At 63.5% G+C, this 13206-nt stretch carries 14 protein-coding genes; 4 read left to right on the top strand and 10 right to left on the bottom strand.

Features of this window, described 5'->3' with window-relative positions:
* Positions 1–16: 16 nt before the first annotated feature.
* From ACFWAD_RS26890 to pdhA, 4 genes are read right to left on the bottom strand one after another with little or no spacing between them, the layout of a single operon-like run.
* On the bottom strand, positions 17–1222 hold the full coding sequence (locus ACFWAD_RS26890; protein WP_378549354.1) for an MFS transporter: 1206 nt from the start codon (positions 1220–1222) through the stop codon (positions 17–19).
* 10 nt (positions 1223–1232) lie between these two features.
* Positions 1233–2432 (bottom strand): dihydrolipoamide acetyltransferase family protein, encoded by a 1200-nt coding sequence (locus tag ACFWAD_RS26885; RefSeq protein ID WP_378549351.1) that lies wholly within the window; start codon positions 2430–2432, stop codon positions 1233–1235.
* On the bottom strand, positions 2429–3406 hold the full coding sequence (locus ACFWAD_RS26880) for an alpha-ketoacid dehydrogenase subunit beta (protein ID WP_378549348.1): 978 nt from the start codon (positions 3404–3406) through the stop codon (positions 2429–2431). Before ACFWAD_RS26880 ends, ACFWAD_RS26885 begins: the two co-directional genes overlap by 4 nt.
* Positions 3403–4491, bottom strand: coding sequence for a pyruvate dehydrogenase (acetyl-transferring) E1 component subunit alpha (gene pdhA / locus ACFWAD_RS26875; protein WP_378549345.1), 1089 nt, complete (start codon positions 4489–4491; stop codon positions 3403–3405). Before pdhA ends, ACFWAD_RS26880 begins: the two co-directional genes overlap by 4 nt.
* Positions 4492–4712: 221 nt before the next feature.
* On the opposite strand from pdhA, the gene ACFWAD_RS26870 reads away from it, so the two are divergent.
* Positions 4713–5741: a phosphotransferase family protein gene (locus ACFWAD_RS26870; protein WP_378549343.1), complete on the top strand. Its 1029-nt coding sequence runs from the start codon at positions 4713–4715 to the stop codon at positions 5739–5741.
* On the opposite strand, the gene ACFWAD_RS26865 is transcribed toward ACFWAD_RS26870, so the two are convergent.
* The 3 genes from ACFWAD_RS26865 to ACFWAD_RS26855 are packed head-to-tail and all read right to left on the bottom strand — an operon-like array spanning position 5738 to position 7932.
* Positions 5738–6187 (bottom strand): acyl-CoA thioesterase, encoded by a 450-nt coding sequence (locus tag ACFWAD_RS26865; RefSeq protein ID WP_378549340.1) that lies wholly within the window; start codon positions 6185–6187, stop codon positions 5738–5740. The two genes, ACFWAD_RS26870 and ACFWAD_RS26865, sit on opposite strands and share 4 nt — an antisense overlap.
* Entirely contained in the window at positions 6184–7422 is a 1239-nt protein-coding gene (locus tag ACFWAD_RS26860; protein WP_378549337.1) for a benzoate/H(+) symporter BenE family transporter, read from the bottom strand. The genes ACFWAD_RS26865 and ACFWAD_RS26860 overlap by 4 nt, the downstream gene beginning before the upstream one ends.
* 36 nt (positions 7423–7458) lie before the next feature.
* Positions 7459–7932, bottom strand: coding sequence for an Lrp/AsnC family transcriptional regulator (locus tag ACFWAD_RS26855; RefSeq protein ID WP_003941284.1), 474 nt, complete (start codon positions 7930–7932; stop codon positions 7459–7461).
* Positions 7933–8034: 102 nt separating this feature from the next.
* On the opposite strand from ACFWAD_RS26855, the gene ACFWAD_RS26850 reads away from it, so the two are divergent.
* Positions 8035–8658, top strand: coding sequence for a LysE family translocator (locus tag ACFWAD_RS26850; RefSeq protein WP_378539414.1), 624 nt, complete (start codon positions 8035–8037; stop codon positions 8656–8658).
* Between the two features lie 22 nt (positions 8659–8680).
* Positions 8681–9517 carry a sulfurtransferase gene (locus ACFWAD_RS26845; protein WP_378549334.1) on the top strand — a complete coding sequence of 279 codons (837 nt, stop codon included), beginning with the start codon at positions 8681–8683 and terminating at the stop codon, positions 9515–9517.
* Position 9518: 1 nt separating this feature from the next.
* Here ACFWAD_RS26845 and ACFWAD_RS26840 read toward each other — a convergent pair whose 3' ends face one another.
* Both ACFWAD_RS26840 and ACFWAD_RS26835 read right to left on the bottom strand, forming a co-directional pair.
* Positions 9519–9980 (bottom strand): DUF6328 family protein, encoded by a 462-nt coding sequence (locus ACFWAD_RS26840; RefSeq protein WP_378549331.1) that lies wholly within the window; start codon positions 9978–9980, stop codon positions 9519–9521.
* Positions 9981–9992: 12 nt separating this feature from the next.
* On the bottom strand, positions 9993–10811 hold the full coding sequence (locus tag ACFWAD_RS26835) for a shikimate 5-dehydrogenase (protein WP_378549328.1): 819 nt from the start codon (positions 10809–10811) through the stop codon (positions 9993–9995).
* A gap of 128 nt (positions 10812–10939) precedes the next feature.
* On the opposite strand from ACFWAD_RS26835, the gene ACFWAD_RS26830 reads away from it, so the two are divergent.
* Positions 10940–12514, top strand: coding sequence for a molybdopterin-dependent oxidoreductase (locus ACFWAD_RS26830; protein WP_378549325.1), 1575 nt, complete (start codon positions 10940–10942; stop codon positions 12512–12514).
* Here the strand turns inward: ACFWAD_RS26830 and ACFWAD_RS26825 are convergent.
* On the bottom strand, positions 12501–13136 hold the full coding sequence (locus ACFWAD_RS26825) for a TetR/AcrR family transcriptional regulator C-terminal domain-containing protein (protein WP_378549322.1): 636 nt from the start codon (positions 13134–13136) through the stop codon (positions 12501–12503). The genes ACFWAD_RS26830 and ACFWAD_RS26825 overlap by 14 nt on opposite strands.
* Positions 13137–13206: the final 70 nt, after the last annotated feature.

Here is a 13206-nt window from a genome sequence, read left to right as displayed (position 1 = left end):
GTGTCGATCGTGAGGATCAGCTGTGAGGTCTGTAGGCGGTCGGAGAATCGCGCCGAACGACACCCGCACAACCCGCTGCGACCAGGACGCATGCAAATGGGATCAGCATTGCTGTGGTGAGAGGCACAAGCTTGGTGACCCACCCGATGGTTGCCGGCCCGGCGAGGAATCCGATGTATCCCATGCCGACGACGCGAGACATGTTGGTACCGGCCGAACCTGAGCCCAGATTTCCGGCCGTGGTGAAGATCTGCGGAATACATCCCGACAGGCCGGCGCCGAACAGTGCCCAACCGAGCAGCGTCAGCGGTAGCCAGTCGGATACCACGACGGTCAGCATGCCGACGGACGACAGCAATGCGCCGTAGCGAACCACGGCCACCGGGCCGACTGCCGCGCTGATCCAATCCGCGGTGAACCGGCCGACGGTCATCATGGCGGAGAATGCGCCGAACGACAGTGCGGCAACGGCATTCGAAACACCGAGATCTTCCTTGACCTGCAGCGCGCTCCAGTCGTTTGCCACTCCCTCGGCCAGCATCAGAACAAAGGCGAGGGTTCCGAGCGCGAGCACGCGAGCCGAGAATCTGCCGTGCGTCTTTCCTGCAGTCGACGCCGTATCTGCGTGCACGTGGACGTGGGGGAGCAGGGGGCGCGAGCAGAGCCAGACCGCCAGCAAACCGATTGCCGACGCGATGCTGAGCGTGACGTACGGCGGAAGATCCAGTGCGAGAGTGCCGAATCCGATGACGGACCCCAACACACCGCCGACGGAGAACATGCCGTGAAAGGCCGCCATGATCGGACGCCGGTACAGCTGTTCGGCTTCGACAGCCTGCGAGTTCATCGACACGTCCAAAGCGCCGTTCGCGAAGCCGAACACCACAAGGGTAGCGCCGAGTTGCCAGGTGTTCGTGGCAAACCCCGGGCCGAGGGTGGCGAATGCCAACCCGCTGCCCGCGAGGATGACCATGCGCCTGCTGCCGTATCGATCGGCGAGCGGGCCGCTCAATTGCATACCGGCAATGGCTCCGACAGCGAGTAGGAGAAGCAGTGAGCCGAGCGTCGAGTGACTGATTCCGACACGGTGTTCGATGGACGGAATGTGGACGACCCACATCGCCAGGAGAAATCCGTTGATGCCGAAGATGCCGAAGATACCGGCCCGGGCGCGTACCAGGGCGGAGGTGGGGACTGCGCGGTCGGTGGGGTTGACGCTCACTCGTTCCTTTTTACAGGTGAGACAGCAACAGGTCGGGGTCCGCGAGCATCTCTGCGACAAATGAGAGGAATCTCGCGGCCTGCTCACCGCTCAGCACGCGGTGGTCGAACGTCAACGTCAGTGTCACGACGCTCCGCACTTCGATCTTGCGCTCGGTCACCCACGGACGCTCGCTCACCGAGCCCAGGCAGAGGATGACGGCTTCTCCTGGATTGAGAAGCGGAATGCCGCCGTCGACGCCGAAGACTCCGACATTGGTGATCGTGACGGTGCCGCCGGTCAGGTGATGGACGTCGGTCACTCCCGCGCGGGCAGCGACAGTCAGTTCGGTCACGGCGCGGGCGAGTTGCACCAGGTTCAGGTTCTCGGCGCTCTTGATGTTGGGCACGGACAGCCCACGCTTGGAGGCGACGGCGATGCCGAGATTCACGTGATCGTCGATGACGGCGTCGCCGCGAGCCTCGTCCCAATGCGCGTTTACCATCGGGTGCGACGCGATTGCGGTCACCAATGCCTTGGCCGCGAGAGTCAGTGGAGTGAGGGACAGCCCGGTGAACGCGTCCGAGGAACGGAGCCTGCCGAGCAGTTCCGTCGACGCCGTGACATCGGAAGTGAGAAAGACGCTGGCCTGGGGAGCGCGGGTGCTGGCAACCATCGCCGACGCCATCTGTTTCCGCATGCCGGATGAGGTCGGCTGTGCCGCTTCATCCAACGGCGCCTTTGAGTGAAGCGCGTCTGCGACGTCAGCCGCGGTGACGGCGCCGTCGAACCCGCTTCCGGGGATCTCACTCAGATCGACTCCTGCTTCACGCGCCGCGCGTCGCGCCGAGGGTGTTGCGGGCCGTCGCTCCGGTGTCGGTCGGGGCTGCGGGTGCGGCGCGATCCTGCTCCGTCGCCGACTCGGTTGCTCAGCCGTGGGCCCGTACCCGACCAGCACATTCGGCGACTGTGGATCACGCGGATCGGCAGGCCCCTCGATACGGATGATCGGAGTGCCGACCGGAACAGTGGTGCCAGGTTCGACGAGGAGTTCTCTGACAACGCCGACGTAGGGAGAGGGCAGTTCGACCAGAGCTTTGGCCGTCTCCACCTGGGCGAGAACTTGATTGAGTACCACAGTCTCGCCGACCTTGACCGTCCACTCGACCAGATCGGCGGACGTCAGGCCCTCTCCGAGATCCGGCAATCGGAATTCCTGCGCTGTACTCATGCCGCCAGCGTCCGGTCGAGCGCCGCGAGGATCCGGTCGGCGTCCGGAAGGTGAAACTGCTCGAGCTTGGCGGGCGGATAGGGGATGTCGAATCCGGTGACCCGCAGGATCGGCGACTCCAACTGGTAGAAGCAGTGTTCTGCGACGTGTGCTGCGATTTCGGCGCCGACGCCGAGAAACTTCGGCGCCTCGTGGACGACGACCAGACGGCCCGTCTTGTTCACGGACGTCTCGATCGTGTCGAAGTCGACGGGGGAGAGCGAACGTAGATCCACCACTTCCAGGTCATGGCCTTCTTCTTCGGCGATCCGCGCGGCGTCGAGTGCGGTGGTGACCATGGATCCGTACGCAACCACTGTCGCGTCGTTTCCTGAGCGGGCGACGCGGGCACGGTGGAGCGGAAGCTCAGGCGCGGCATCGGTATCCACGTCGGCGGTGTCCCAGTAGCGCCGTTTGGGTTCGAGGAAAATCACCGGGTCGTCGGCGGCAATCGACTGTCGGATCATGTGAAAACCGTCGACCGGATTGCTCGGATACACCACCCGCAGTCCTGCGGTGTGAGCGAAGTACGCCTCCGGCGACTCCGAATGATGTTCCACCGCACCGATTCCGCCGCCGCTGGGAATCCGGATCGTCAGTGGTGCGGTCACAGTGCCTCGGGTGCGGTAGTGGATCTTTGCCACCTGGGACACGATCTGATCGAAGGCCGGGTAGACGAAACCGTCGAACTGGATCTCGCAGACCGGACGGTATCCGCGCAAAGCCAAGCCGAAAGCTGTTCCCACGATCCCTGATTCGGCGAGCGGCATGTCGATCACCCGGGTATCGCCGAAGTCCTTCTGCAAGGCGTCGGTAACCCGGAATACGCCGCCGAGACGGCCGACGTCCTCTCCCATGATCACCACGCGACGATCGTCTTCGAGTGCGCGTCTCAGGCCGGCGTTGAGCGCGGTCACCAGATTCATGACGGTCATGACAGAGCCCCTTCCAGGCTGCCCAGATACACGCGATGCTCTTCGCGTTCAGCGTCGATCAACGAGTGTGCCTCGACGTAGACGTGATCGAACAGCGCTGACGGGTGCGGATCGGCGAGTGCGATGGTTGCGCGTCGCAGCCCGGCTGCGACGTCGTCGGCGGCCGCCGCGATGGTGGTGAGGGCGTTCTCATCGAGAAGGCCGCGATGTCCGAGGAGCAGACGCATTCGCTCCAACGGGTCGCGGTTTCTCCACTCCGACATATCCGTATCGGTGCGGTACCTGCTCGGATCGTCGGACGTCGTGTGCGGGCCCATTCTGCAGGTGATCGCCTCGATGAACGTCGGGCCGCTGCCTTCGCGTGCGCGATTGAGCGCCGAGCGCGTGACTGCGAGAACGGCAAGGACGTCGTTGCCGTCGACGCGGATCGCCGGAATGCCGTAACCGATCGCCCGATGTGAGATGGGTGTGCGGGACTGCAGGGATACCGGTTCACTGATGGCCCACTGGTTGTTCTGGCAGAAGAAGACAACGCCGACACGGAAACTGGCGGCAAATCCCATCGCCTCGGCGATATCGCCTTGGCTCGAGGCGCCGTCACCGAAGTAGGCGATCGTCGCGATCTCGGCGCCGTCCAGATGCGCGCCCAGTGCGTATCCGGTGGCGTGCAGACCTTGAGAGCCGACGACGATCGCCGGATTGGTGACGTTGAATTGTGCTGGATCCCAGCCTGAATGGGAGATTCCGCGCCACATGGTAGTCAGCAGTTCGGCGGGAACTCCCCGGCAGTACGCGACGGCATGTTCGCGATAGCTCGTGAAGGCGAAGTCGTCGGGGGCAAGCGCTCTCGCGGAACCGACCTGCGAGGCTTCTTGGCCGAGCATCGGAGCCCACAACCCTATTTCGCCTTGACGCTGCAGGGCAACAGCTTCGGTGTCGATTCGGCGACTCACGACGAGATCGCAATACAACGACAGCAGTTCGTCGGGCCCGATGTCTGTTATGAGACGGTCGAATTCGGGACGGCACACGCGTGCGCCGTTCGGTTGGATGAGTTGGACCGGATAATCGAGGTTGTCGATCATCTTCGCTCACCTCGGTTTCTGCTCATGCCCGGCGCGCCTCGTGAGTACGCCGCACAATCCCGATGTGTTGTATGCAGTTGTCGCTCTACCATCAGGATCCCCCTGATCGGGAAATCCGCAAGTGTTTTCACCGCTGTATCAAGGCCGGAATTGCGAACTGGCGAGTAACAAACGTGTCGGTACGGCCAACCGATCGGAAATCAACCGCTAGCATCGGTGCGGTGACTGCAGTCGGTTTGAACGAAGAAGCTGTTTCCGCGTGGATCGCCGAACTGGGGGTCGGCGCCACGACACCACTGACTTTCGAGAGGATCGGTAACGGGCAATCGAACCTGACCTACTCCGTGACAGATGCGGGCGGAGGACGGTGGGTACTGCGCAGACCTCCACTGGGCACGTTGTTGGCGTCAGCGCACGACGTCGTTCGTGAGCACCGCATTCTGTCCTCGCTCCAGGGCACCAAAGTGCCCGTTCCCAAGATCCTCGGCATCACGGAAGACCCGGAGATCACGGACGCTCCGCTGGTTCTCATGAGCTACATCGACGGCGTCGTGATCGACGGCGTACCGGTGGCTCAGAAGCTGACCGAGGACGAGCGTCGTGCGGTCGGATTGGCGATGCCGAAAACCCTCGCGAGCATCCATGGGGTCGACCTTGAAGAGACCGGCCTCGACGATCTGGCCAGCCGCAAGCCCTTTGCCGAGCGTCAGCTCAAACGGTGGTCGGCGCAGTGGGAGAAGTCGAAGACCCGCGATGTTCCCGACGTCGACCGGTTGGCCGAGATTCTGCACCGAAACATTCCGGAACAGAGCGAAGTGACCTTGGTCCACGGCGACTTCCACCTCAACAACGTCATCACCGATCCGGTCGAGGGACGCATCGTTGCCGTCGTCGACTGGGAGCTGTGCACGTTGGGGGAGCCACTCGCGGATCTCGGTGCGCTCCTCGCGTACTGGCCGGAAGCCGGCGACAAAGTTGCCGGTCCGTTCATGGCGTCCACGTTGGAAGGCTTCCCGAACCGCGAGGAGTTGGTCTCTGCCTATGTCGAGGCGACTGGCCGCGACGTGTCAGCTGTCGGTTACTGGCACGTACTCGCGCTGTGGAAGCTCTCGATCATCGCCGAGGGCGTGCTGCGACGCATTCTCGACGATCCGCGCAACAAGGCTGAGCACGGCGGGCCGACGGTCACGCTGATCGACGGAATCGTTGCACGCGCCGTCTTGACGGCAGATCAGCTCGGTCTGAGCTAGCTTCCGGTCAAGGTCCCGGCTGCCGATCTGATGGCGGCCGGGATCTCCACCGGCTTGCGGGTGTCAGCGTCGACGTAGACGTGAACAAAGCGTCCGCTGGCAGCGGGTTCCCAATTGCCGCCGTCGACCTCGTGAAAAATCGCGAGGGAGTAGACGATGCTCTTGGTGCCCAGCTTTTCGACGGAGATACCCACCTGCAACTGCTCGGGGAACGACAGTTCGCTCAGGTACCGGCACGACGTCTCGGCGACGACGCCGATAGCAGGCAGGTTGCGGATGTCAGTTCCCGTGGACGACATCAGCCAGGCGTTGACCGCGGTGTCGAAGTACGAGTAGTAGGTCACGTTGTTGACGTGGCCGTAGTGATCGTTGTCGTCCCACCGCGTCGGGACGGGCCAGAGGACGGGAAACTCGCTGATCGACGGGGGCGTCTGCGCTGTGCTCACGGCTTCGACTGTAGTGAGGACTTTCGCGAGAGTGAGGGCAGGGTGGTGCCCTGCAGGACGGCACGCACGATCAGTCCCACCAACAGTGCCCAGAATGCCGAACCGATTCCCAGGATACTGACGCCGGATGCGGCGATCAGAAACGTGACCACGGCGCCTTCACGTTCACTCGCCTCGCTCAGCGCCGAAGTGAGGGCACCGGCCAGTGTTGCCAGGAGTGCCAGTCCGGCAACAGTTTCCACGACGCCGGCCGGAGCGGCAGCTACCAGAGCGGCCACGGCGGCCGCGCCCGCAGCGAGAACGAGATACGCCCAGCCTGCGGTGAAGGCAGCGATCCATCGGCGTTTGGGATCCGGATGTGCGGTGGGGGCGGCGGCCAGGGCTGCGCTGATTGCCGCGAGGTTGATCGCGTGGCCACCGGCCGGAGCGCCGACGATGGTGCCGATACCCGTCACGATCATCGACGGTCGCCAGGGAACGGTGTATCCGAACGAATTCATCACCGCCACACCGGGAATGTTCTGCGAAGCCATCGTGACGATGTAGAGCGGAACGGCGATGCCGATCATCGCCTGCCAGGTCCACGACGGCGCGGTGAGATCGATGCGAGGGATCATGGCGCCGGCGTCGAGCGCGCGATCCGACGTGACGAGGCTGATCCCGATCACGATCGCCGCAGTGAGAAACGCGAGCGGAACCGCCCATCGCTTGGAGAAGCGTTGCGCCGCAAGCCAGACCAGGATGACCGGTGCGACCGCTGCCGGTGCGTCCCGGACGGCGATGATCGGCGCCAGGCACAGCGGCATCAGAACTCCCGCGAGCATCGCCTGCGCGAGGGGCGTCGGGATTGCCGAGATGACTCTTCCGAGCGTCGGCCACAATCCGGTCAGAACTATCGCGATTCCCACGACGACGAAGGCGCCGACCGCGGCCGGCCACCCACCCTCGACCGCACCCGCGCCGGCGAGCAGAGCGGCACCGGGCGTCGACCAGGCGAGGGTGATCGGCATCCGATACCGGCGTGAGAGCCAGAGCATTCCCAATGCTTGGGTCACGCACAGAACCAACAGACCGGACGCCGCCTCGGCTGCGTCCGCACCGACGGCGGCGAGTCCGGTGAGCACCACCGCGAACGAACTGGTGAAGCCGACGAGGGCCGTGACGATGCCTGCGCTCATCGGTTGTGAGTTGCTGCGAACGGCTTCCGGTTCGGTTGTTTCTGTGGAGTCCGACATGGTCAGTGATTCTGCCCGACCACCTCGAGGCGCGAATTACCTGTCCGGTCGGATGGGCGAGGTGACCGCTTTGCCGTAGATGAGGTGCGTTTGGGCGTGCCAGACCTCGGGGTGCGCGGCGAGGTGGTCGATCAGTACCCGTTGTAGATGAGCACTGTCGCGGACCGCGACGTGGAGGAAGAAATCCTCCGGGCCCGAGACGTTGAAGAGGGCAAGGGTTTCCGGCAATGCGAGCGCGTCGGCCGTGAAGCGGTCGACGAGGTCGCGGCGGTGTGGTCGCAATTGCACGGCGATGATCGCCTGCATCGACCGACCCACCGCAGCCGGGTCGACAACCGCATGAATGCCGCTGATCGTCCCGTTGGCGCGTAGGCGTCGTACGCGCTCGTGGCACGAGGACGTCGCCAAACCGACTCGATCGGCCAACACCTTGTTGGTGATCGACGCGTCGTTCTGCAATTCGGCCAAAATCTTCCAGTCCACCGGATCCAGAGGCTCATTCTTCGTCATCTGCCGTACTATATCCGGAGTCGTTTTGAACTTCCCGGATCCAGTTGCACACTCCTGGCATGAACATGTGTCTCGAATCAGCTCGGGTGTGAGGTATTTCGGATGAGTGTCGGTCAATGGCTCGCTTTCGGCTCCCTGCTATCCATCGTCCTGTTCACGCCGGGACCGGATTTTGTCCTGATCCTGCGTCATTCTCTGGCAGATCGTCGGACCGGCGCGGTGGTGGCTGCCGGCGTGATCTCGGGGCTGTTCGTTCACACCGCTGCGGCGTCACTGGGTCTTTCCGCCCTCGTCGCGACGCGTCCGCAGTTGCTCTCCGCGCTCACGTACGCCGGGGCGGCATATCTGACCTGGCTCGGCATCTCGGCGATCCGAAGTGCATTCAAAGCCAGAGCCTCGGACGAGGGAATTCCGGCGGCAAAGGAACCGATTGCCGCCACCACGGCGTTTCGCTACGGATTCCTGTCGAACTTGCTGAACCCGAAGGCGTTGTTGTTCTTTCTCGGACTCCTCCCGCAGTTCATCGAGCCGGGTGAAGGCGCAGGGCTGCGCACGTTGATGTTGGCGGGCGCGACGGTCGTCGCCGCAGCGTTGTGGTGGGCGATCGTGGTGGTGCTGGCGGCCGGAGCCGGCAAGAAGCTGCGTCGCCCTGGCGTCGGCAAGCGAATCGACGTGGTGACAGGCGTGTTGTTGGTGGGCCTCGGTGCCTTCTTCGGGGTTGCATGAGTGGTCGTGTCAGGATGGGCTCATGACACTTCCCGTGCTGATCGACGTCGAAGAACTGTCCGCTCTCATCGAGGCCGGCGCTGCGCCGCGATTGCTCGATGTCCGATGGGCGCTGGGTGATTCGAACGGCGAGCAGCATTTTCGCGACGGCCATATTCCCGGCGCGGTTTTCGTGAACCTCGACGAGGAACTTGCCTCGCCGCCGTCGCCGGGCACGGGAAGGCATCCGCTGCCGAGTCTCGAAGACCTGCAGGACGCTGCGCGTCGTTGGGGAATCGACGACGGTGATTCGGTGGTGCTTTACGACGCCACCGGCAACACGGCCGCTGCCCGTGGTTGGTGGCTGCTGCGGTGGGCCGGGCTCTCGGATGTCCGACTACTCGACGGCGGGCTACAGGCCTGGGAGTCCGCGGGACTGCCGTTGGCGGCCGGTATCGGTGAGTCGGTCACTGAAGGCAACGTGACTTTCACCGGCGGCAACATGCCGACTGTCGACATCGACGGCGTCGGCGACTGGACGCGTGCGGGCGGTGTGCTTCTCGACGCCCGAGCGGGGGAGCGGTACCGCGGCGAGGTCGAGCCGATGGATCCCGTCGCAGGGCACATCCCCGGTGCGGTGAGCGCGCCGACCGCACAGAACATCACCGGCGACGGTCGGTTCGTGAATGCGGACGGCCTGCGTGAGCGGTTCGCCGGACTGGGCGTCGGAGACAAGGTGGCGGTGTACTGCGGATCCGGAGTGACTGCAGCGCACCAGATTGCGGCGCTCGCGATCGCAGGTTACGACGCGACTCTGTTCCCGGGCTCATGGTCACAGTGGTCGAACGACAGCACTCGCGCCGTCGACACCGGAGCCTGAGTCAGTTCTTGGTGCGATCGATGAATGACGGCACGAGGAACCACAGTGCCGTGAACATGATCGCGGCGCACGCTGCCAGGACCTTGGCGGCAACACCTCCGACGGCGACCTCGGCGATCAACAGGACTGTGCCGGTCATTGAGGCGGCGAGAAAAGCTATGCCGCACAGAGCGAATCGATTGGCGATCGGCAAGATGTTCTCGCGGTGCCCACGACGGAACAGCACACGGTGCCAGACAGCGGGCGCCATCAGGAACCCGAACGAGATGGCGACAAGTATCACGGTCACCAAGTGGATGCCGCGGATGTACGTCGACGCCTCCTCATAGCGTTCGGTGAAGGCCACGGCCAGCAGGAAGGCAAACAGTATCTGCACACCCGAGAGCGCAACGCGCAGTTCTTGCAACAACTCGTTGAAGTTCCGCGCGAGTTGTTGAGGTGGAGTCTCCCCGGTCTCGTTCACGGCGTCGTGGTCCTATGCCCGTGAGTATTCCGACGCTCGCTGGATCTGCTCCGCACTCGGACGCACACCGGTGTAGAGAACGAACTGCTCGGCCGCCTGCAGAGCGATGACCGATGCTCCGGTGATCGCCGTCTTCCCGAGTTCGGTGGCAAACGCGATCAATGGTGTGTTCGCGGGCATCGCGACGACATCGAAGACAACCGTGGCTGCGCGCACTGCTTGTTCGGGAAACGACAGTGCATCTGCTTCCGCGCCGCCGGACATACCGATCGGCGTCGCGTTGATCAGCACACCGGGACGCAACTCGCCCAGCTCGGCCTGCCAGTCGAAGCCGTACTGCTTCGCGAGCGCTGACCCTACTTCCCGGTTGCGTGCGATCACCGTGACGTCGGTGAAACCGGTGTCGCGCACCGCAGCGACGACTGCTTTTGCCATGCCGCCACTTCCGGCGACAGCAACGGACAGGCTCGTGTCGACGTTGTTGTCACGCAGCAGATCGGCGACCGCCTGATAGTCGGTGTTGTAGGCGTGCAACACCCCGGACTCGTTGACGATCGTGTTGACGGAGTCGATAGCACTGGCCGAATCGTGCATCACGTCGATGTGCTCGATGACCTGTTCCTTGAACGGCATCGACACCCCGCATCCTCGAATCCCAAGTGCACGTATGCCGCCGATCGCGGCGGGTATGTCTTCGGTGGTGAAGGCCTTGTAGACGAAGTTCAGGCCCAATTCCTCGTAGAGGTAATTGTGAAACCTGGTGCCGATATTGCTCGGTCGCCCGGAGAGCGACATGCACAGCAGCGTGTCCTTGTTGAGGTCGACGGTCATCGTTCCCACTCTAATCGCGACGACGGGGTAGTTCTTGATGGAGGAGGTACACCCATCCGGATGACCCGCAGCGCCGAATGTCGGGTATCCGATCGAAGCACCACTCGCACCAACAGAGCCGAGACGACATGGTCACACAGAACATCGACGAGCATCCGAGCACCGAATCTCGTCCACCGCGTCGTAGGTGGGCTGCCCATGCGATCTCCGGAGTGTTGGCCGCGGCTGTCGTCCTGGGCATCGGTGAACTGGTGGCGCTGCCGATCAACCCGGACGCATCGCCGTTCTACGCGGTAGGTGCAACCACCGTCGACCGAACGCCGGCGTGGGCCCGAGAGTTCGCGATCGACACCTTCGGCACCAATGACAAGCCGGCGCTGTTCATCGGAATGTCGATCTTGATAGTTCTGCTCGGCGCGGTGGCCGGATTACTGGAACGGCGACGCCGCCCGATCGGTAGTGTCATCCTCGTTCTTCTGGGTGCGGTTGGTGTGTATGCAGCGATGCAACGCCCGACGGCCGATGCGATGTACGTGTTCCCGACGCTGGTCGGTGTGGTGGCGGGCGTCGCGACGCTGCGATTGTTGATCACGCAACTGGAGGTGCCGCTCTCGCCGGGCGTCGCCGACTCGTGGTTGCCTCGTCGTCAGTTCCTTCTGCTGGCAGGTGCGGCGTTGGCAGTGGCTGCGGCAGCGGGCGCGGCCGGAAAGTTCGTGGGGCAGAGAATCGCCGGCGCGGTGGCGAATCGTGAAGACTTCGTCGTGCCCACCGCCGCTGACCCGGCGCCGCCGATTCCGGCGGGTGCGGACATCGGGATCTCGGGTGCATCGACGTACATCACGCCCAACGACGACTTCTATCGAATCGACACCGCGCTCCTTGTTCCGCAACTGACGACGGATTCGTGGGAACTACGGATTCACGGAATGGTGGACCGCGAGATGACGTTGTCGTTCGACGATCTGGTGGCGCGAACGCCGATCGAACGAGTGATCACGCTGACCTGCGTTTCCAACGAGGTAGGTGGCGTTCTGGCCGGGAATGCGAAGTGGATCGGTTACCCCATGAAGGATCTGCTCGACGAAGTCGGTGTCCATCCCGACGCCGACATGCTCCTCTCGACCAGCGTCGACGGCTTCACGGTCGGGACTCCCGTCGAGATAGTCACGGACGGCCGTGACGCGATCCTCGCCGTGGCGATGAACGGTGAGCCGTTGCCGTTCGAGCACGGTTATCCCGTTCGGCAGGTGGTTCCGGGGTTGTACGGTTTCGTGTCCGCCACCAAGTGGGTGACGGAGTGGGAGTTGACGCGTTTCGACAAGGTCGAGGCTTATTGGACCCAGCGCGGTTGGGGCGCGCAGGCACCGATCAAGACGTCGTCGCGTATCGAGGTACCGGCAGCTTTGGCGCCGATCGAGCCGGGACAGGTGCTTGTGGCGGGAACTGCTTGGGCGCAGCATCGCGGGATCGAGAAGGTCGAGGTTCGCGTCGACAACGGTGAATGGCAACCGGCGACGCTGGCTCAGGAGTACTCGATCGACACGTGGCGTCAATGGTCCTGGATGTGGGACGCGGGCTCAGGCTTGCATACCGTGCAGGTCAGAGCGACGGACTTGGACGGGAACGTTCAGGTGGAAGAGCGCACTCCGCCGATTCCCGGTGGAGCCACTGGCTGGCACACCAGGTCGTTCACCGTGAAGTGACGGGAAAATCCGAATGGGGTTCGGTATACAGGCAAACGACTCGCTGAGCCATCCATCCGGCGATCAGGGTTCGTAGGCCGAAGTCGAAGGTGTCGTCGGTTCGCAGTGGGGTCGTAGCCTCGCGCGTGATCTCGCTCGGGTTGGAGGATTGGGTCCACGCGACGTCCGGCGTCGACAGTTTCACGACTGATCCGAGAACCAGACTGTCGAGTGTCGAAATTGCGTGGCGAGTGTCGGTCGGATCGAAACCGCCGTCCGAAAATGCTTGAACCAGTGCAGTATCGATTGCGAAGGTCACCTCGGTACGGACGCTTCGTGTCATGAGCAGCGGGATGAGGCGCCAGTGCTCGACCGCAGCTCGGCGATAGGCCCACCCCCACGCGCTGATCCGCTCGCTCCACCCTGCGGGTGGTTCGGGGACCGAGATCGACGACATCACGCGGATGCGCATGAGTTCGACGATCTCGGATCGACCTGAAATGTGTGTGTAGAGCGAAGACGGAGTCACGTTCAGTTGCTTGGCGATCCCGGGCATGGTGAAGTCGCCGGTCGCGTCGACAGCGTCCAATGCCGCATCGGTGATGTTGCCGGTGTTCAGTATCGGCTGGGTGGGACGCGGCATCGATTCTCCTGGTAAGGGATTCGGGGCAATCTCGGACTCGCGGGCAATCTGGGACTCGATCGATTGATGA

The sequence above is a fragment of the Rhodococcus sp. NPDC059969 genome, from assembly GCF_042738325.1.
Lineage (GTDB): Bacteria > Actinomycetota > Actinomycetes > Mycobacteriales > Mycobacteriaceae > Rhodococcus_F.
Note: the sequence above shows the minus strand (reverse complement) of the source record. Positions and strands in the feature narration are given on the sequence as shown.